The following is a 20,444-nucleotide window of genomic DNA, read 5'->3' on the forward strand; positions in this document are numbered from 1 at the left end:
TAATAATGTGCTCTTTTTGAGAAAGAAATGAACAAGAGTTGAGATGGAGGACGCTTCTATGGATGAAGATCAAGAATTAATGACGAACGCGACAGCATCAGCCCAGCCACAGGAAGTGACTTGGGGAACCTGGCTCAGGGAGCACGGTTCCAAGCTTTTGTTGTTTGCACGTCAGCAAACTCGATCTCAAGCAGACGCGGAAGATGTGTTGCAGGATGCTCTCGTGAAATTAGCCCGCAAAGTAAGTGAGGGCACATTTGACGGAGGGCAGCAAGCATGGCTTCCGTATCTCTACACTGCAATTCGCCGATGCGCGATCGATCTAGGCCGTAAGGAGGATCGACGTGGCAGACGTGAGGAAAAGGTGGAGATGGAGCGTCAGCAAGAAACAGGCGGCAAGGTGGACCCATGGTTCGATAGCGAGGCGGCAGATGAAGAGTCTCGCGCCTTTATCGAACGAGGGCTCAAGGAGTTACCTGATAAATTCTCAGAGGTAATCGTCATGAAAATCTGGGGTGAGCGCACTTTTGCCGAAATCGGTGAAGCGCTTGATATATCACAGAATACGGCAGCCTCTCGATATCGGTATGGACTGGAAGCTCTGCGCAAGCAACTTGCACAAATCCGAAATGAGGGGAACCTTCCTCTATAAGCGAAGCAAAATAACTGAACTCACAGAAACATGGACGAGGAACTACGAGCGATCGAGAAACAGCTAGAGCAGCTCTCACCAGCAGAAATGCCGGATGACATTCTAGCACGGATGGAGCAAGCAATGGATAGCTGGCAAGAGCACGTTCCAGCTGAAGAAAAGATTGTACAATTTGAGCCAGTTTCTAGGGAGAAAGGTGGCATGAAACTTTTCAACATATGGGCGTCTGCTGCAGCGGTAGCGCTGATTGCAGCGACTTCGTTTGTTATATTAAAAGGTGAAGATGCTGCTCCGGCACAAACAGAGCTCGCTGAAGCAGTCGTTGCTCCTGAGCCCTTGGCAGAGGTGATCCCACCGAATTCGGTGTCGGCGGTGATTCCAGCGAGTAATACACAGTTTGAAACTCAAGTGAAAGCAGCGTCTGATGATGTGATCACTTATGATGCGATGGGCAGACCAATGCGCATTATGCAGGTGGAATTTGAAGATGAGGTCACAGTTAAAGGTCGCGACGGCAAGGTTTATAAGGTGAAACAACCTCGTCGTGAATACTACGCAGTGCCAGTAGAGATTCATTAAACAAAACTAGCTCGTTGTTTCGCTCTATAGTTAGAAATATAATTTTTATGAAAACTATTCTAAGCATTACAAGTGTAGCAGCCGTTGCTTTGAGTGGAACTTCCTTCGCTATTGAGCGGTTGACACCGATTAAAGAACCTAAAGGCAAACCAGCACCTTTGGTAACCAAGGCCGAGTCTGAGCAAAAAGCATGGCTCGGAGTTGCCGGACAGCCAGTGGATGAGGCGCTAGGAGCGCAGTTAGGAATTAATCACGGAATTACTATTGAATTGGTTTCACCGGATGGATCGGCTGCGAAATCTGGTATTAAAAAGTACGACATCATCACGCAGATCGGAGATGAGCCGATTAAAGATATGACTGATTTACGCCAGGCAATGCAATCAGCAAAGGTCGATGAAATGTTAGATGTGGAGGTGTTTACTGGTGGTAAGAAGGAGCTTAAACGAGTGAAACTGGACGCGCGACCTGCGCATTTGCCATCAGTTTCTGCAGCTGAAGAGCCTGTGCTTCCGCCATCTGCGTCGGAGCAGAATACGCTTCCTCAAGCTTTTCAACATTTACCTGCAAATGATCGTCTCCGTATCGAAGACATGATGCAGCAGCAAATGAAGCAAATGCAGGAGCATTTTTCTCAGATGGGTGCACAGTTTGAAGATCTTCAGCAATTGCACCATCAGCACATGCAAGTTGACCCTAACAATATGCGGATGAAAGGTCATAGCAATTACAATGGCACTTTCACCATGATGGATAATGAGGGAAGTATTCGCCTCACTTTGAATGACAAAGAAGGGAAGCAGGTGGAAGTGAAAGATCGCTTAGGGAAAGTTCTTTATGCTGGTCCGTACGAAACTGAAAAAGATAAAGAAGCGGTGCCAGCGGATATCCGTTCACGCATTGAGGCTTTGGGAATGGGGCAACAGGCGCAAGGTGGCGGACTTCGATTTAAGTTTGGACGGTAGATAATTTTGATTGGGAATTATACATGTAGTAGGTAGATGCACTACCATTAACAATGTCGTTATTTCATAGTGCAGGGCAGCCGCTTCGGGTCAAACCGTGGCGGTTGTTTGCATTTTGTAGATACAAAAAATGCCCACTCGTGGCTGAGCGGGCATTTTACAAAGTTTTGCGTACTCAGTGTTTTAACTGAGAGCATCAAGGGTTTCTTTGACGAGCTCCACAGTGGTATCGAAGTCGATGCACTTGTCGGTGATAGATTGACCGTAGGTTAGGTCTGCAAGCGGCTGTGGGAACTTTTGGTTACCAGCAACGAGGTGTGACTCGAGCATGGCACCAACGATTCGGTCACTTCCCGATGCACGCTGGCGAATGATTTCGCGATAGACGGCTGGCATTTTTTTGTCGTCCTTGTCACAGTTCGCGTGGGAAGCATCGATCATGATGGCATCGCTTACACCACTGGCTTGGAGTTTTTCAATGGCAACTGCAACATCGTCTGCTCCATAGTTCGGGCCATTTTCCCCACCGCGAAGAATGATGTGGCAATCTGGATTACCGGAGGTGGTGACAGCAGAGGCCATGCCTGTTTCCGCGACTCCGAGGAATGTTTGTGGACGACCAGCTGCATTGATAGCATTGACTGCAGCGACGAGGTCACCTGCGGTACTATTTTTGAAACCTAGTGGCATGGAGAGACCAGATGCCATTTGGCGGTGCGTTTGAGATTCAGTGGTGCGCGCACCAATGGCTGACCAAGAAATAAGGTCGGCGATGTATTGTGGTGTGATTGGGTCGAGTAGTTCGGTGGCTGTTGGTAGGCCGGTGTCGATGATTTCACGAAGGAAGGTGCGTGCTTGACGGAGACCTTCTGCGAGATCGTCTGAACCATCGAGATGTGGATCCATGATGAGTCCTTTCCAACCGACGGTAGTACGTGGTTTTTCAAAATAGACACGCATGACGATGTAGACCTTGTCTTTTACTTCTTCCGCAAGCTTTGCGAGCTTTAGTGCATACTCGATGCCAGCTTTTGTGTCGTGGATGGAACAAGGGCCCACCACGAGAAGAAATCGCTCGTCCTTTCCTTCGAGGATGTTGCGGATAGTCTGGCGAGATTCAGCGATAAATGTCGCTTGCTCGGCAGTGCGCTCAACCTCTGCCATGAGGTCGGCTGGAGTTGGAAGCGGGATGTTTTTTGTGACGTGAAGGTCGCTTACCTGAGTCATGATGTGTGGGTCAGCTGTTAGGAGCTGAGAGTTAGATGTTATTGTAAATAGTGATTTCTATGGAAGAAGCGCAGCTCAAGTGAGCTTATGAGTTTACATGAGCGCGACCGCTTGCTTACCTTTTTTACGATGAAAGACAAGGCGATATCTCTTCTAAAGCAGCTCACGGAGGCGCACAGCGTGCCGGGTTATGAAGATGAAGTGCGTAGCATTTTTAGTAAGGAACTAGCAGGAGCTGGTGAACTGAGTACCGATAAGATGGGAGGAGTGTATTGTCAAAGGGGCGATGGACCGAAGGTGTTGATCGCAGGGCATATGGATGAGGTGGGGTTTCGGGTGCAGAGTATCAGCAATGATGGATTTTTGAAGTTTCTACCAGTTGGTGGGTGGTGGACGCATACTTTGCTAAGCCAGCGTGTGGAAGTGAAGACGCGGAGTGGGGAGAAGATTATGGGGGTGATTTCGAGTCGTCCTCCTCATTTTTTGCCTGAATCGCAACGGAGTAAAGTGATGGCGATGGACGCTCTTTTCATTGATATCGGAGCGACGAGTCGAGCGGAAGCAGAGGGTATGTTTGGGGTGCAAGTTGGGGATCCTATTGCGCCGGTGAGTGCGTTCACGCCGATGCATAAGAAGGATTATTATTTAGCCAAAGCGTTTGATAACCGAGTGGGGATGGCGTGTGCGATTCAAACATCTTTGGAGTTGTTAGGAGAAGAACTTCCGAACACTTTGGTGAGTTGCGGAACTGTCCAAGAAGAAGTGGGACTACGAGGCGCAAAGGCTGCTGCAGCAAAGGTGAAGCCTGATGTGGTGATTGTGTTAGAAGGGCCGCCAGCGGATGACTCACCAGGCTTGCCGAAGCAAGACTGCCAGGGGAGACTCGGAGGTGGAGTGCAGATTCGTTTACAGGATCCTACTGCGATCATGAATCCTAAGCTTGCTGAGTTTGTGATCAAGATAGCAAAAGGAGAAGGGATTCAACACCAAGTTACTATGCGCAGTAGCGGTGGAACAGACGCGGGGAGTTTTCATATGGCGAACGAAGGGGTACCATCGATCGTATTAGGGACGCCAGCTCGCTATATCCACTCGCACAATGCTATGATCGATATCAACGACTATTTGGAAATGGTGAAACTGGTAAAGACACTTGTGAGAAAGTTAGATGCTGAGACTGTGGCTGGATTTACTAGTTATCTAGAATGATGTGCTGAATGTTCTAGCATGTAGATGCTTACTGGACAGTGCTCGGTGAATATGTCAGCTATTTGCCGTGCTAGCGACATACGTTCATGACCTCAACCCGGTGATCTTTGAGATCACGGATTCAATCAAACTCCGTTGGTATGGGTTTGCCTATTTGTTAGCATTCATCGTGGGGTATTTGTTGCTCCGCTGGATGGGTGATAGAAAACTGTGGGTATTGCCCGGGAAGATTGCTGGGGATTTTATAGCGTATTGCGCTTTTTTCGGTGTGTTTCTTGGAGGTCGTATCGGCAGTGTACTGATTTACCAGCGGGAGGCATTTTTACAGGACCCACTCATGTTGTTTCGGGTTTGGGAGGGTGGCATGGCGAGTCATGGTGGAATTTTAGGATTGATGATTTTCACCTTTTTCTATGCTCGCAAAAAGAAGGTGTCGTGGACCGGTTTGGGGGATGGGCTCTGTGTGGTCGCGCCCTTGGGGATCATGTTTGGGCGTATGGCCAATTTTATCAATGGCGAGTTGTATGGGCGTGCCGATGCTGCTTTTGCGTGGGCTATGAAATTTCCCAATGCCCTGTGGGACCCTAAAGTGATCGAGTATGAAAGCCGTTACGATGCAATGGCAGCAGCAGCGCGCGCAGACAAAGGTGGCGCGTATACTCAGTATTGGGAACAGTGGAATCAGGCTCGTTTCCAATATCAAACTGGCCAAAGCGAGGAAGGTTCGGCTGTGTTTCAGGAGTTCGTGGCACTCGATAATGCTCGTGTGGAAGAATTGAATAGTGCGATGCGGGAGAATGCTGACGTGAAATCAGCGGTGGCTGAATTTCTTGAACCTCGTTATCCGTCACAGCTTTTTCAAGCGGCAATGGAGGGCTTGGCTCTGTTTCTGATTCTATTTATTGTGCGTCTTAAATTCCCTAAACTAGCACACGGCGTGCTTACAGGGCTGTTTTTCATTTTCTATGCGATCTTTCGGATAAGCATGGAAAACTTCCGTGAGCCGGATGCCGACACTGTGACACTTGTTGGCGTGGAAATGACAATGGGGCAGTTTCTCTCCACTTTCATGATCGTGATTGGGCTCGGGTTCATTTTGAAGGCTAAGATGAGTGTAAAAGGTGGTTCACTGCTGAAGGCTTCTTAGCATTTTCGCAAAATAGGAAGGGCTGAGTAGATTTACCCAGCCCTGTTGAAATGCTATTTGCTGTTAGAAAAGTGCTATTTTCTTTTAAGCTTTTTCTTCACTCCTCCATTGCTCATGTCTGGGTCGCCCCATTTGGTGGAACCTTCGGTGGCTGGGAGTTTTTTGATTTTCATGTCCTTAAATTCCACGAGGAACTTACCGCCTTTGTGTGCTTGGAGAGCGATGATTCCATTGGCTGGGATTTTCTTATCAGGCTCGGTGAAGTCTTGGGCTAGGATGCCATTGATCCATGTTTTGATGTTTCTTCCGTCGCAAACGATTTTGTAGGAATTCCAGCCATCCCACTGCTTGATGCTGGCTTTAAGCTGGTCCTGGTTGATGGCGGTGACGAGTTTGCGGCGTCGGCCTTCATCGAAGATGTCCCCCCAGTATCCGAGTCCGTCGTTGATGACTCTTTTTGGGTGAGATGGGCCTGCATCAATCTGATAACCAATCATGTGCTGGCCATCGTAGTGGCTGCGTACTTGTACTCCGGAATTTTTCTGTTCTTTGTCTTCGCTGCCAGTAAATTTGATTTTGAAAGTGAGCTCGAAGTTTTCGTATTTCTTTTCTGAAATAAGCCAAGTATTGAGAGGGACTGGTTTTTCAAGGCTTCCACCAGTGATGATTCCATCTTTAATGCTCCACCATGGCTTGTCGGCTTCTGAGAGCGCCCATCCTGCGAATGAGTTAGAATCCACCATAGGTTTGGCTTCAGGTGATGGGCTCATGTCTTTGGGTGCAGGTGTTCCGGCAAATGTGAGAAGAGTTGAGCCTAAAAGAGCTGTGCAGGTTGTTTTTACGATCATAAGGCAATAATAGAGTTTTGGTTTCTAAATTAAATATAGACTAGATTGCTTGTAAGCATACTTCATAGAAATCGGAATATGAGACAATGTGTTTTTTCCATATCCTCTTGTGTGTTTGATCTTGGAGTAGCTTGATAGAGTGATCTTTGGACGGAAATATCTGCTTAAAATCGTTCGCTGATGTAACATTTTGGCAGCTTTAAGAGTAACAATGCTGCTGTAGTATATTGCGGAAAGAAAAGGGTCGACCCTCGGATCAAGGCCTCTAATATTTAGCAAACAAACAAAACACATATGAAAATGAACGCAAAACAGATTCCATTAGTTGTGGCCTTAGGGCTTGGAACTTTGGGGTTAGTGAGCCTAACTCAAGGCTCAGGAGAGGAAAAGGAACCTTCGAGTGACGGAAAAAAGCGGATTGTCTTTCTTGTCGGTGATGATCTTAACCACGCCAGCGGAACGCATGAGTTCTATGCAGGTGCAAAGCTTCTCGAAAAGTCACTCAAAGCGGGTGAGTTAAAGGATCATCTCGATATCGAGATCGTGAATAATTGGCCTGAGGATACTTCAGTTTTCGATGATGCGGATGCGATCATTCATTACTACAAGGGCAACCAGACGCACTTTGTGAATAAAAATGCAGGGCTTTTTGATGGGTTGCACAAGAAGGGCGTAGGACAGATGTTCATTCACTATGCGGTTGATCCAGACACAAGTGTAAATGGCTCACTCAAATCTTGGACAGGTGGCGTGTACAAAGATAAGTTTTCGACTAATCCACACTGGACACTCAAAAGCACGCTCGACAAGCACCCGATTAACAATGGTGTGGCGGAGTACAGCTCGCATGACGAATGGTATTTCAACATCGACTTCGAAAAGGAAGTACTGCTTGGCGCTGAGGGTGTCGTGAAGAGTGATGAAGTCTATTCCGTGATGCGTGGCAACAAGAGCGATCTCGCAAAAGTGAAGAAGGCCCAAAAAACGCTCAAGAGCGCGCAGTCTGATTCAGTGCTTACTGTGTTTTGGGCGAAAGAAAGTGCTGGTGGTGGCCGCGGAGTGGGAGTCACAGGAGCGCATTACCATAAGAATTGGGCACACGATGAGTTTCGCAAGCAAGTGCTAAATGGAATCGTTTGGTGTGCGAAGTTACCTGTGCCAGCAGGTGGCGTTGAGAGCCCAGAGATCACAGAAGAGGAGATCAATGCGAATCTCGATAAACGCAAGAAAGGTTTCAAAAAAATTTCTCTCTAAATTATGAATTATTTAAAATCGATTACCTTTGGTTTGGGGGCCGCATTGTGCCTTTCCTCAGTCACGGCAGTGGCTGCTGATCAGCCGAAGAAGAAAAAGAAACGTGGGCCGCGCCCTGCGCCTGCGATGCCCCACGTGGCTCAAGACTCTGTGCATCCATTTTTTGCATTAGAGGATTTAGATGTTCTAGGTGGTGATGAGCTTAAGATTGGAGGCATGTGTTTTCATGAAGGAGCTCTTTATGTTGCTAGTTTCGCTCCTGACCGTACTAATCAAATGCCAGATCATAATGGTAAGCTACTTCGCGTAGACAACATTGCGAAAGCTGGCAAAGATGGCGAAAAGATTAAAATTACTGTGCTTGCAGATGGCCTTTATGAGCCTTGTTCCGTTGGTGTCGTGGGTGACAGTATTTATGTGGGTGAGAAGACGCGTATTATTCGTTTTGATGGCGGTACGAAGAAGGATTCTCTTGATGTAAAAGAGGCGACAGTGGTTGTTGATGGAACTTCGACCATTAATTTTCATACTTACACGATTGGTTTCGAACCGTATATGAAGGATGGGAAGCAATATCTCTGTGGTAACTTTACCACAGCTATTTTGTTAGGTGGTAAGCGTGATAAAATGATTCCACCAAACCCTGCGGTGCACCGTGGTTCTCATTTTATCTTTGGACCGTTGACTGGTTCTGAAGATCCAAAACAAGTCGGAATACAGTATCTTGCAGGTGGTTTCCGCACTCCGAATGGTGTGGAAGTCGGTCCTGAGAACGAGAGCTATGTAGCGGATAACCAAGGGATTTTTAATCCGTCGAATAAGTTGATCCGCATTACGCCGGGCTCGTTCTATGGGCATTACCTCTATAATTCGGATGGAGGGAAAGCTGCGGCATTTCAACCAGCTGAAGTGGAGCCTGAAAACGGGGATGTTCACTTCGTGACGCCACCAACCGTGCATTTGCCTCAGAACGAAGCAGCTCGTTCACCTGCGCAACCGCATGTGATTCGTGACCGCAAAGGAGTGCTTGAGCCCTACAATGGTCAGATCCTTCTCTGCGAATTCACGATGGGCCGTGTGCTACGCGTGTTCACTGAAGAAGTGGATGGAGTTTGGCAAGGTGTTGCTTTCAAGCATTCAGGAGGCAAAGCTGATAAAAATGGAGCTAACGGTTTCACTGGTGGCCCTAACAGAATCGAAGTGGGGCCTGATGGGAACTATTACATCGGCCAAATCGGTGCGGGTAGACTTTGGGAATTCAATGGTAGCGTCACAGGTCTACAACGTTTTCGCGTGAAGGCCGCTGAAGAAGTCCCAGCTGATTTCAATGAGATTCTCACGGTGAAGGTCGCTGATGGAGGTTTTATAGTTGAGTTTCTCAAGCCAATTTCGAAGGATTCCATTAAGCTGGAAGATATCGCTGTAGAAACATGGACATATCAATCTACGAAGTCTTACGGTGGAGCTCCTGTTGGGAAAGTGAAGTTGAAGCCTAATAAGATGGAGTTTGATGAAAGCGGTAAAAGACTGCGCCTTTACATTAATGGTCTGAAGGATGCGAGTCCACAGTACGTGATTGAAAATGGTAGCAAGAGTAGCGCCAACATGGGTTGGGTGGTGAATGTCAAAATGGATCCTAAGAAGGACGGTAAATCACTGCTCTACACTGATGAATTTTGGTACACCCTACTGAAGAAGAAGGGTGGAAAAGATGCTGGTGCTGATGATGTGGTAGAACTTACTGCGCACGAGCAGGCTGAGCTTAAGTTTCAATCACTTTGTGGTGCATGCCACCGTGAAATGGACAATGGCTGGGGGGCTCCAAACCTCGCTGGCATTATAGGTCGTGAGCAAGTGGTGATTCGTGATGGTAAAGAAGTGAAGGTGACGGTTGATCGTAATTACCTCGTCAATGCGATCATGAATCCACTCGCTGAAAAGCCTAAGGAATTTAAGGATGGAGCGATGCCGCCCTTAGGTTTCAACAAAGAAGATGCCGAAGCGATGGTCGACTACATTCTGACTCTCAAATAAAGAATCGTTCACATAGAACTTTATTAAATTCGCAGCTGATGGGTGGGTGACCTCCAAGTAGGCTGCGAATTTTTCGTCGCTACCTTTCGGAGTTTTTTGAGTGGTGGAGGACGATTGAAAAATCTCAAACAATCAAACATATGAAAAATATCGTCATCTCTCTGGCGCTTGCTGTGAGTTCTGTCTGTGCTTACGCGAAGCAGCCTAACATTATCTTTATTCTGGCTGATGATCTCGGCTGGCAGGATGTGGGGTTCATGGGGAGCAAGTATTTCGAGACGCCTAATCTCGATGCGTTAGCCGAGCAAAGTCTCGTGTTCGAGAACGCATTTATGTACCCTACGTGCTCACCATCTCGTGCGGCAATTCTCACAGGTCAGCAATCTTTCCGCACAGGCTGTTACACAGTTCCAGTTCTCGAGAAGGGGAAGAGCAATGATAACATTTTTTCTAAGTGGACGGTGGGCGAAGAACATCCTGTTTATTCTAAACCTCTGAGTGAGGCTGGCTATAAATCCATTCACCTAGGGAAATGGCATATTGTGGGGCCTTATCCTGAACTGGAAACGTCTTATCCTTTTAAGAAAAAACTGGGTCAACCTAAGAATGGAGACCTCAGCTGGTTAGAAGCACACAAGAAGCCTGAGATTGCCAAATACTATCCGATCGGTCGCGGCTTTGACGAAAACGTCGGTGGCACATGGTGGGGAGATCCATCACGTGGTTACGCGAAAGGGTATAACGCTCCAGGTGGCGGCTATGTGGCTCCGTTCAAGAATCCATTCATTGCGGAAAAGGAAGAAGATGCTTGGCTGACCGATCGGCTGACCAGTGATGCGATCGACTTCATCGATCGCCATAAAGGTGAGCCATTTTTTGTAAACTTACATTACTATGCGCCGCACCGTCCATCAGTTCCACGCAGTGAGGAGCTGATGGAGCATTTCATGGAAAAAGAGGGTGATCCTGCGACTGGGCAAGGAATAGGCAAAAAGAAAAATGAAATCGCAGCGTACGCGACGATGGTGAAATCGATCGATGATAATATTAAACGCATTACCGATTACCTAGACCGCGAGGGTTTACGTGAGAATACGGTGATTATCTTTACCTCTGACAATGGTTTCAATGGTTTGCAAAGTGCGAGCAAGAGTCTGCGTGGGGCAAAGGGTAACGTCTACGATGGTGGCTTGCGCGTGCCTATGCTCATTCATTGGCCGCAAATGGTAAAGCAAGGTTCGCGCAATCAGACGGCAGTGCAGGGACTAGATCTTTTCCCGACTTTTATTGATCTAGCAGAGGTCAACAACTATGCAGGAGTGCTCGATGGCGATAGCCTAGTGCCGCTGATGCAGGGGGAAGACCTGAATGAGCGAGCGTTGTTTTGGCATATCGCCAGTACCTATAAAGACCCTCCGTGTTCGATCATTCGCAAAGGAAAGTGGAAACTCATTCAGTATCTGAAAGAGGGTAAGATCGAACTTTACGATACCGAGGAGGATCTTAAAGAAAGCAAGAACCTAGCAAAAAGTCATCCAGAGGTGGCGCAGAAACTCCTAATAGAACTCGTAGAATGGCGAGGAGCCAATAGCGTGCCATTGCCGCCGAGTTCAGAGCTTAAACGCTGATCTATTTTTAATTTGGTAAATCCACTTAACTATTTATGAAGAAAACAATTGTTGCATTATTCACTATGGCACTCAGTTACTCCGGATTTGGAGCTGATGAGAAGCCGAATATCATCTTTATTTTTGCCGATGACATGGGAGTTGGCGATGTCTCTCACATGGGAGGAAAAGCCCCAACGCCTGCGCTCGATAGAATGGCGAAGGAAGGTCTCCGCTTTACCGATGCTCACACAACATCATCTGTGTGCACGCCATCGCGTTATGGCGTTCTGACTGGACGCTATAACTGGCGCACACGTTTGCAGCGCTCGGTATTTTTGTCCCCACACGACAAGCCATTGATCAAGGAAAACGAGTCCACCGTGGCGTCATTGCTAAAAGAAAATGGCTATAATACGGCCTGTATTGGCAAGTGGCATTTAGGAATTGGCTGGCAGTTTAAGGAGGGAAGTACTCCGAAAGATAAAACTGGTCATGATATTGATTTTACTAAGCCAGCAGTGACGCCTACGGCTAATGGCTTTGAGTACTTTTTTGGCATCCAAGCATCTCTCGATATGCCGCCGTTTGTGTACATCGAGAATGAAATGGCGGTGGCTGACGCAACTGCGACAAAGCAATGGAAGCGCAAAGGAGCTGCGGATCCTGATTTCGAGGCGGACCAATGTCTCATCGATTTTGCTGAAAAGTCTGTGGAATATATCAACGAGAAGTCGAAGGAAGATAAGCCATTTTTCATGTATATCCCGCTGACTTCACCGCATGCTCCCATCGTTCCGAGTGAAGCGTGGAAGGGGAAATCAGAAATTGGCGAGTATGGTGATTTCTTGATGGAAACAGATTGGGTGGTCGGTCAGGTGCTCGAAGCGCTTGAAAAAAATGGCATTTACGAGAATACGCTAGTGATGTTCTCAACTGACAATGGTTGTTCGCCAGTAGCTGATATTGAAAGTCTCACAAAGCAGGGGCATAAGCCGAATGGCGACTTACGTGGTATGAAGTCTGACATTTACGAAGGTGGGCATCGCGTTCCTACACTCGCTCTTTGGCCGAAAGTGATTAAAGGCGGAGCGACGACTGACCGAATCACATCTCTTTCAGATTTCTATGCGACCTGTGCTGAGATCGCAGAAGCAGAGGTGAAGCCTAGTGATGGCGTCGACTCCGTGTCATTCTATGAAACCTTGAAGGATCCAACGAAGGTTGAACGTGATGCTATTGTGATGCATTCTATTAGCGGTGATTTTGCGATTCGCAAAGGGAAGTGGAAGCTGTGTTTCTGTAGTGGTTCTGGTGGATGGACAAAGCCGAGAAAAGCGCCGGCAGGTGAACCTAAATGGCAGTTGTTCGATCTGGATGCGGATCCAACTGAACAGAAGAACCTTTATCAAGAAAACCCAGAAGTGGTGAATGAGTTACACGAGCTGATGCTGGGTTATATCGAGAACGGTAGAAGTACACCTGGTGCAAAACAAGAGAATGATGTCCCAGTGAAGTTCGTGGGTTTAGCTGGTAAGAAAGGCTCTACGAAATAGCTAACAGATGTTAGTTTTGTCTGTTAGTTGAATATCCTAGGGCGTTTAAATCCAGACGTTTGTTTGCCGATTCTTTGGGAAAACGTGCGAAGATTTGTGGAAATTGATGAATATTAGGGTATTATAAACCATAAGCTAATTGAGACTCGGTTAGGCATTAACACAAATGGATGGGGATCCTTTGTCTCACACAAGAGACTGTCTAATTTAATAGAGTTTCAACATAGCATCGCTAGGGATAGCAACTTTACCTCTGCACAGCTTGGTACCTGTGCAGAGGTTTCTTTTTATCAGAGACCTAGAAAAAAGCGGATGATGAGAGCATTTGAGAGATCGACAAAAAATGCTCCAACGAGAGGGAGGATAATAAAAGCCAACGGCGCGGGGCCGTGGGCTTTGGTTACAGCTGTCATATTCGCGATCGCTGTAGGAGTGGCGCCTAGTGAGAAACCAGCAAAGCCAGCACTGAGAACCGAGGCTTGGTAATTTTTCCCCATAAGAGGGAAAAGGAGGAACCTAATGAAGAGAATAGCTGCTGCAGCCTGGAGTGCGAGGAGGCCTAACAAGGGACCCGCGAGTTTGGCAATAGTCCAGAGCTGCATTCCCATCAGTGACATGGCGATGAATAGGCCGAGCGAAAAGTCAGAAATTATAGCTAGGCCTCTAGTGCGTGCAGGCCAATGCATTTTGTTAAAAAGTAAAGGTACGGTATTTGAGAGGAAAATAGCAACTAAGAGGCAGGATACGAAGAGAGGAAGCTTCACATATTGGTTCACCCAGCCATCGAGAAGAATTCCTCCAATGATGGCACAATGAATCACCAAAATGGAGTGCATAAGGCTGATGTGAGTGATCTCTTCGACGTCTTCTTGTTCGTGACTCACGCCGACTGTGAGGTTGGTACTGTCGTTGCCTTTAAGGCCAAATTTATTGATCAGCCAGCGTGAGATTGGGCCACCGAGTAAACTCGCCATTATAAGTCCCATGGTGGCAGCGGCGACTCCTACTTCTAGGGCGTTTGGCACACCGTAATCAACGGCGATTTCATCAGCCCAGGCAATGGCGGTACCATGTCCACCTATTAGAGATGTGGAGCCAGTCAACACACCCATGGCTTTTGGCAAACCCATCAAAGAGGCTCCGAGGACACCGACGGTATTCTGGACGAAGATATAACCGATCGTGAGAACTGTGAGGATAATGAGTGGCTTGCCACCAGCTTTGAGATCAGAGAACCGGGCGTTGATGCCGATGGTGGTGAAGAAATAGACCAAGAGTACGTCTCGGAAATCGAGGTTGTAACTCAGCTCGAGGTCGAAAGTGAGATAGAGAAGCAGACTGCAGAGTGAGGCAATGATTCCTCCAGTCACAGGTTCTGGGATGTTAAAATCTCGGAGAAACTTGCATTTTTGAGTTAAGGTAGCCCCCACGAAGAATACAATAATTGCGAGAGTGTAGGTCATGAAGGTACCCACTTCTATTAATTGCTTTTCCATTCTGTTCGGCCTGTTTTTATAACTAAATTGTTCTGATGAGAAGGAAATGATTCGAGGGAGATGGCTTACTTACTAATTGTGTTTACTCGAAAGAGAATTTTTACAGGATAGTTTCAGTGAGAACGACGATCTATCAGCTATTTGTGAGGCACTTTAGCAATACGAATCCAGCACGAGTCGTTGATGGGACGATTGAACAGAATGGTTGTGGGAAGTTTGTTGAAATCACTACAAAGGCGCTGAGCGAAATCAAAAAAATGGGTTTCAGCCATGTTTGGTTGACTGGAGTGTTAGAGCAATCGAGTGCTACTTCTTATCTTAATATACCAGCGGATGATCCGCTTTTACTCAAAGGCAAGGCTGGTAGCCCTTATGCTATCCGTGATTATTTTGATGTGTCGCCAGATTACGCAATTGAGCCTGATAATCGGCTCGAGGAATTTGCCGAGCTATTGGATCGATGCCATGAAGCAGATTTGAAAGTGATTATCGACTTTGTTCCAAATCACGTGTCGCGCAGTTATCATAGTGACATTCAACCTGATTTAAATTTCGGTGAGAGTGACGATCCAAGTCGTTTCTTTGCGTGGAACAATAATTTTTACTATTTAGAAGGTGATGGACCGATGTATTTGCCTGGGGGAATTTACGATGCTGAGGGTCGAGGGCGAGTGACTGGAAATAATGCCGCTACTTGGAACCCTAGCTTGAGTGACTGGTATGAGACCGTGAAGTTGAATTACGGTCATGATTATACCAAAGGTAGAGATACACAGAGTTTACCTGAAGCAGAGGCTCGGCTCGATGAGGTGCCCGATACCTGGGTGAAGATGGATGCGATTCTCGCTTATTGGCAAGAGATGGGGGTGGATGGATTTCGCTGTGACATGGCGCATATGGTACCGGTGGAGTTTTGGGCCTGGGTCACGCGAAGGGCTCGTTTGCGCGATCAGCAATGTTATTTTATGGCCGAGGCCTATGACGGTGATCCCGCGAAGTTAACTAACAAAAACGTGTTAGAAGCATTGTTAGAAAATGGTTTTGACACTGTGTACGATGGCGATAGCTACGAGCTGGTGAAGAGTATGGTCGAGCATGGGCGAAATGCGACTGACTTAGACGAGTTACTATGGGCGACAGAACGTCGTGACCGAATGCTCCGCTATGCGGAGAACCACGACGAAGTACGCTTGGCTTCGTCGCACCATTGGGGCGGAGAGGGAGCTCGCATCGGAAAGGCGGTGACGGCTTACCTTTCAGGAGTCGGTCCAAGCCCATTCATGGTCTACAATGGTCAAGAAGTAGGGGAAGTTGGCGATGGCGATGAAGGGTTTGCGAAGGACGATGGCCGCAGTTCGATTTTTGATTATGGACAACTCCCAAGACTAGCAGCGTGGGTGCATGAGGGCGTTTATGACGGTGGAGGTCTAGATGAAGCTCAGCTCGCTTTGCGTGAATGGTATGTGGAGTGGATGAACTTAATGCAAGAACCAGCCTTTGTCAGAGGTGGAGTCTATGGATTGAATTCAGCAAATTTAGAAAACCCACGTTTTGCTTTGGCTGGGGAAGAACCTGGGAAAAGTCTGTACGCCTTTCTGCGCCATGATCCGCAGTCAGCTCAGGCCTTCTTAGTGGTGATTAATTTCAACCTGCATATTGATGCCGAAGATGTAGAAATCTTATTTCCCGATGGAGTTAGCGAGTGGTTAGGAGCTGAAGTCGCGAAAAGAGTGTTGGTTGGTGACATCGAACACTGCGGCGTGGTAGTAGTGCAACTCGCTCTTTGAGGAATTGTGCAGGTTTTACCTTATAATAAATAAGGGGCGCAGCACTTTTATGAAGATGGATCGAGTGGAATTGTGCGTCGAGTTGCTGAGTGACCATAGAGTTAGTTCTACTTCGCGAAAAGAGTTCTCTTGCGTTTACTTTTGTAATCGAACTGCGTTCTCATTCTGACAGTCATTCTACAAAAACAAAAAAGACCCCAGCGAACTGGAGTCGTTTTTATTGAAGGATGGCGGATCGGGTGGGATTCGAACCCACGGTTCGGAAATGGCGATTTCGTGGTTGTTCGAGGATGTGTGTGCTACGTGTTAATCACTTATTTCATATAGGTTTTTGTGTTTTTCTATGTTTTGTGAACTTAGGCGAATGTTGACGTTGTGTATTAGTATGTGTATTAGTCGCACATGGCGTTTGTGTTTAAGCAAAAGGGCTCTAGGAATTGGTATGCAGGATGGAAGAACCAAGATGGTAAGCGAGTGAATCGCTCTACAGGGTTGCGCAATACTCAGGGCAATAGACGTAAGGCTCAGAAGATGGCTGATGAGTTTGAGGATGCCTCCAAGAACATGCGTGCTGCACGTAAGGTGCGTGAGGTGATTTCAGAGTTTCACCAAGAGCTTACAGGTCAAGAGATCGCGACCCGGAACGTGCGTCAGTACTGTGATCAGTTTATCAATATGAAAAGAGGTGAGGTGTCTGAATCTACGATAGGACACTACACGAATGCGTTCAACACGTTCTGTGAATGGTTAGGGGGGAGGGCTCAGGAGGATATCAATAATGTAAGGCGTGAGGATGTGGCGTCGTATAGGAATCACTTGTTAGAAAGTGTTAGCGCTAGTACGGCTAGTAAAAAGGTGAAGGCCGCTAGGGCGATGTTTCGCGCAGCAATGACTGAAGGTTTGATTCTCGAGGACCCCACTTTGGAGTTGAAGTTAGGAGTGGGTAAACATGCTAAGGCTGGTAATAAGCGGGCCTTTACTATTGTAGAACTGAAGAAGATTTTAGCTGAGGCTCATGGGGAGTGGAAAAGTATGGTTCTTTTTGGTCTCTATACTGGCCAACGTCTTGGAGATCTTTCTACACTTCGCTGGTCAGCTATCGATCTAGAGCGTGGTGAAGTTCGCATTATTACAAGAAAAACAGGTGCATACGTGGTGGTTCCCATGTCGACAGCGTTGAGAGCCCACATTGAAAGCTTGGAGTTCGGGGATGATCCAGAGGGCTTCATTCACCCCGAGCTTGGCGATATCTATGACAATAAGAGTTCGACGACTCTGTCTAATCAGTTTTCAGGGATATTAGCACGCTGTGGACTAAGAGAGCCCGTAAGGCATTCAAGTAAGGAAGTGGGAAGAGATGCAAAGAGGCAGGCATCAACTGTAGGGTTTCATAGCCTGCGATATACTGCGATCAGCTTACTTCATGATGCGGGTATACCTGAGGCAACAGTAAAAAATTGGGTAGGGCACGAAAGCTCTGAAGTGCACAAGGGCTACATCAAGACGGATAGAGAGAGCTTACAACGTGCATCTGATGCATTACCTGAGGGGATTTAGGATGGGGGCTAATAATACAGCAAGTCATCAGTATGATGATATGGATCGGGAGGAGTTGTTGTTACAGCTGCAGCTGAGAGATAAGAAGGTGGAAAATCTTGAAGGGAAGGTTAGTAATTTTAAGGAAGAAATCCAGAAGGATGCAGAGGCAGTAACAGGTCAGCTACTACCAAAGTTAGATAGGTTAAAGCAACGTGAAGGTACCGCGAAGCTTTCAAGTAAAGCGAGAGCTGACAAGATTGCCGCCAGTCAGGAGAGAAAACATCAGAGAGAGGCTGTCACCGATGAGCATATCCAGGCGAAGATGCGAAATGTACCCACATCCTCTGGTGTGTCTGAGCTCGCTCATACATTAGCGAGTGCTCGCATAGATCTTAAACGGAAGGGGTGTAGGTGGAGAGTGATTGAGGTGAGGGCGTCTAATTCTCCATTTTCGCATGCCGTGAATTTGTTTACTGAGCCTCGGGTGCTTAGGGGGATAAATGTAGAGGTGGCACCTTATTGTGAAAATATTGATTGGGATAGTACAGGGGGCATTTGTTTTCCAAATGAGGTGAAGGAGGCCGCGACATGGCGTTGTCTTCTGTATGAAGGAGCTGATGGAGCGGAGGTGTTTTGGGTGCCGCCCCGTGTCTTGAAAATAGGAGATCGTGTGATTCGCGGTGAAGCATGTCTTCGACTTGCAGAGCTGGGTGAGAATGGGAGAGTGGTGGCGAGTGAGCCAATAGATATGTTGAGCAGGGCGTTGAGTGAACTGGTTTCAATACAAGATGAGTACGGGAAGCCGATTGAAGCGATTTATGCAAAGCACTCTGAGCTGGGGCTGAGAGTGGATCGCGATCTAGTACACCAACAACTTCACGATATGTGTTATATGAAGGGACTCTTCAATTGGGATATTCTTTATAATGATGTGTATGAAGGAAAGGGGCTTCCCGGTGGTGGGCCGTTTGATTTCCAGTTGTTGTTTGAGGGCGAGGCTGCGTTGGATGGTAGCATATCGTTAGATGGCGGGGACCCCAGGCTGATATGGGTTGAATTAGCGGAGCTTATCAGGAAGTTAGAGGAGGAAATCGATTCTGCTAATCAGCGAGGGTTACAGGCTACAGAGTTATTGTGGAGAGCTTCTGAAGCTGCTACATTTTTAGATTTATATCAGAGCTCCAGGGCGGAAGCTCAGGAGCTGGCTTGGGTCGCATACTGTGCTGGAATGCGCAGAGCGGAGATTGCGTATGATTTGAATAAGCGAGAGCTGGCTAACTTAGGTAAGAAGTTCAAGACGCGTTCAGTGAATCCAGATGGACGCTTTCCTCACACTCGTGTCATCAGGAGGTACATTCGGGAATACCATAAGCTACACGCTAGGTGGCCCTCACCTGATAAGTTGGTTAAGTACATTGAAAACCAAATAGACACGGATAAAAGAGTAAGTCAGGACCTTAGAGGTGAGGTTAAAGAGAGGTTGAAGAATAGAAATGTTGCTAAGAAGGCTATTGAGAAGGAGAAACACCGCTGAAGGTTGTTCCTCAGCGGTGTGCTCGTAGGTTAGGGTTTCAAGTTCTTGGGAGCGCCCAAGCGCACGATCTTCATCTTGGTGGGGTAACCTAGATAGGCATCCAGCTTATCAACAGAATGTACTGGAATGTGGTGTAGGCCCGAGCTGAATGCTGCTTCCAATAGTCCTGCGCTGATCAGAGCTTCCACGAACTCCTCAGTTATGTTGAATATCTCAGCGACTTCCATAGACAGGTAACTAGGCGGTGTCGTCATCTCGACCTTGGGTTAGTACATCAGTGATCTTGTCACGAAGGTGTAGGAGCTGGCGAGGAGTGCGCTTCATGATGATGCGATCAATCTGATCATCACTTAGGCGTTTGTTACGCTTACGGTTCTTCACCTTAGGGTACTTCAGGAGGTCGGGTTCCTCGTGGGAAAACTCTTCAGAGTAGGTGAATTCCTCATTGTTAGATTCATTTCTCTCAGGGTGCTCTTGGATAGCCTTAATCTCGGAGGGCTCCGGCTTAGAACTGTTATCTGGTTGCTGTGTGTTAGTCTCATCCGGCGCTATCGTTTCAATGTCATCTGCATTTGGTGAGGCCGAACCTTGGGCTGAGGTCGAAGCTTCAAGGGGGGAAGTGTCGTCTTTGAAGATACTCTGCACGTTGCTTTCCTTCAGGCGCTTTTCGAGGGCAGCGATCTCGACGTACTTCGTGCCTCTATCTCCGCCCGGTTGTACGGTGGGAAGAAGTCCCTTCTTAGACCAAGCCTTGATGGTGGATTTTACTGCTTTGTAGCGACTTGCTGCGTCGCTAAAGGAGATGTGGCCCGGAGGGGCTTTAGTGATGTTCTTTTTCATGTTTTTTGGTGATGTGGCCCGCCGTCTCCGTGACGGCGGGAATAGTTAGTTGATGAAAAAAGTCGTTAGACTTGATGACTCTTGGATATGCACGGAGCCGATACTCCGTGCCTAAGGTGGACGCTTCAAATGCTCCTCACGAAACATTCTCCGCTGAAACCCATCGGGCA

16 protein-coding genes are annotated in these 20,444 nt (G+C 47.4%); 12 read left to right on the forward strand and 4 right to left on the reverse strand.

Translation table 11 applies throughout. The annotated features are described in order from the left end of the window. Positions 1–58: 58 nt before the first annotated feature. The 3 genes from ACFPK9_RS10570 to ACFPK9_RS10580 are packed head-to-tail and all read left to right on the forward strand — an operon-like array spanning position 59 to position 2,196. Positions 59–652 (forward strand): RNA polymerase sigma factor, encoded by a 594-nt coding sequence (locus ACFPK9_RS10570; protein WP_377094847.1) that lies wholly within the window; start codon positions 59–61, stop codon positions 650–652. Between the two features lie 30 nt (positions 653–682). After that, positions 683–1,231 carry a hypothetical protein gene (locus ACFPK9_RS10575; RefSeq protein WP_377094848.1) on the forward strand — a complete coding sequence of 183 codons (549 nt, stop codon included), beginning with the start codon at positions 683–685 and terminating at the stop codon, positions 1,229–1,231. Between the two features lie 47 nt (positions 1,232–1,278). Next, a complete protein-coding gene (locus ACFPK9_RS10580; protein WP_377094849.1) occupies positions 1,279–2,196 on the forward strand; it encodes a S1C family serine protease in 918 nt (305 codons plus the stop codon). A gap of 183 nt (positions 2,197–2,379) precedes the next feature. On the opposite strand, the gene ACFPK9_RS10585 is transcribed toward ACFPK9_RS10580, so the two are convergent. After that, entirely contained in the window at positions 2,380–3,423 is a 1,044-nt protein-coding gene (locus ACFPK9_RS10585; RefSeq protein ID WP_377094850.1) for a 3-deoxy-7-phosphoheptulonate synthase, read from the reverse strand. 87 nt (positions 3,424–3,510) lie between these two features. On the opposite strand from ACFPK9_RS10585, the gene ACFPK9_RS10590 reads away from it, so the two are divergent. Together ACFPK9_RS10590 and lgt are read left to right on the forward strand one after the other, a co-directional pair. Then, complete coding sequence (locus ACFPK9_RS10590; RefSeq protein ID WP_377094851.1) at positions 3,511–4,632, forward strand: M42 family metallopeptidase; 1,122 nt, start codon at positions 3,511–3,513, stop codon at positions 4,630–4,632. A gap of 67 nt (positions 4,633–4,699) precedes the next feature. After that, positions 4,700–5,779 carry a prolipoprotein diacylglyceryl transferase gene (lgt, locus tag ACFPK9_RS10595; RefSeq protein ID WP_377094852.1) on the forward strand — a complete coding sequence of 360 codons (1,080 nt, stop codon included), beginning with the start codon at positions 4,700–4,702 and terminating at the stop codon, positions 5,777–5,779. Positions 5,780–5,853: 74 nt separating this feature from the next. Here the strand turns inward: lgt and ACFPK9_RS10600 are convergent, their stop codons facing one another. Further along, on the reverse strand, positions 5,854–6,627 hold the full coding sequence (locus ACFPK9_RS10600; protein WP_377094853.1) for a 3-keto-disaccharide hydrolase: 774 nt from the start codon (positions 6,625–6,627) through the stop codon (positions 5,854–5,856). A gap of 294 nt (positions 6,628–6,921) precedes the next feature. On the opposite strand from ACFPK9_RS10600, the gene ACFPK9_RS10605 reads away from it, so the two are divergent. From ACFPK9_RS10605 to ACFPK9_RS10620, 4 genes are all read left to right on the forward strand, one after another. Next, positions 6,922–7,881 carry a ThuA domain-containing protein gene (locus tag ACFPK9_RS10605; protein WP_377094854.1) on the forward strand — a complete coding sequence of 320 codons (960 nt, stop codon included), beginning with the start codon at positions 6,922–6,924 and terminating at the stop codon, positions 7,879–7,881. Positions 7,882–7,884: 3 nt separating this feature from the next. Then, positions 7,885–9,915 (forward strand): c-type cytochrome, encoded by a 2,031-nt coding sequence (locus ACFPK9_RS10610; RefSeq protein ID WP_377094855.1) that lies wholly within the window; start codon positions 7,885–7,887, stop codon positions 9,913–9,915. Positions 9,916–10,055: 140 nt separating this feature from the next. Next, positions 10,056–11,543, forward strand: coding sequence for a sulfatase (locus ACFPK9_RS10615; protein ID WP_377094856.1), 1,488 nt, complete (start codon positions 10,056–10,058; stop codon positions 11,541–11,543). 65 nt (positions 11,544–11,608) lie between these two features. Then, positions 11,609–13,078, forward strand: coding sequence for a sulfatase family protein (locus tag ACFPK9_RS10620; RefSeq protein ID WP_377094857.1), 1,470 nt, complete (start codon positions 11,609–11,611; stop codon positions 13,076–13,078). A gap of 290 nt (positions 13,079–13,368) precedes the next feature. Here the strand turns inward: ACFPK9_RS10620 and gltS are convergent, their stop codons facing one another. Further along, positions 13,369–14,574 carry a sodium/glutamate symporter gene (gene gltS, locus ACFPK9_RS10625; RefSeq protein WP_377094858.1) on the reverse strand — a complete coding sequence of 402 codons (1,206 nt, stop codon included), beginning with the start codon at positions 14,572–14,574 and terminating at the stop codon, positions 13,369–13,371. A 143-nt stretch (positions 14,575–14,717) separates the two neighbouring features. On the opposite strand from gltS, the gene ACFPK9_RS10630 reads away from it, so the two are divergent. The 3 genes from ACFPK9_RS10630 (at position 14,718) to ACFPK9_RS10640 (ending at position 19,434) form a co-directional block, all read left to right on the forward strand. Continuing rightward, positions 14,718–16,361 (forward strand): alpha-amylase family glycosyl hydrolase, encoded by a 1,644-nt coding sequence (locus tag ACFPK9_RS10630; RefSeq protein ID WP_377094859.1) that lies wholly within the window; start codon positions 14,718–14,720, stop codon positions 16,359–16,361. A 402-nt stretch (positions 16,362–16,763) separates the two neighbouring features. Next, positions 16,764–17,918, forward strand: coding sequence for a tyrosine-type recombinase/integrase (locus ACFPK9_RS10635; RefSeq protein WP_377094860.1), 1,155 nt, complete (start codon positions 16,764–16,766; stop codon positions 17,916–17,918). Then, on the forward strand, positions 17,887–19,434 hold the full coding sequence (locus tag ACFPK9_RS10640; RefSeq protein WP_377094861.1) for a hypothetical protein: 1,548 nt from the start codon (positions 17,887–17,889) through the stop codon (positions 19,432–19,434). Before ACFPK9_RS10635 ends, ACFPK9_RS10640 begins: the two co-directional genes overlap by 32 nt. A gap of 237 nt (positions 19,435–19,671) precedes the next feature. Here the strand turns inward: ACFPK9_RS10640 and ACFPK9_RS10645 are convergent, their stop codons facing one another. Then, positions 19,672–20,274, reverse strand: a complete 603-nt coding sequence (locus ACFPK9_RS10645; protein WP_377094862.1) for a hypothetical protein — start codon at positions 20,272–20,274, stop codon at positions 19,672–19,674. Positions 20,275–20,444: the final 170 nt, after the last annotated feature.

The sequence above is a fragment of the Rubritalea spongiae genome, from assembly GCF_042652385.1.
GTDB classification, from domain to species: Bacteria; Verrucomicrobiota; Verrucomicrobiia; order Verrucomicrobiales; family Akkermansiaceae; genus Rubritalea; species Rubritalea spongiae.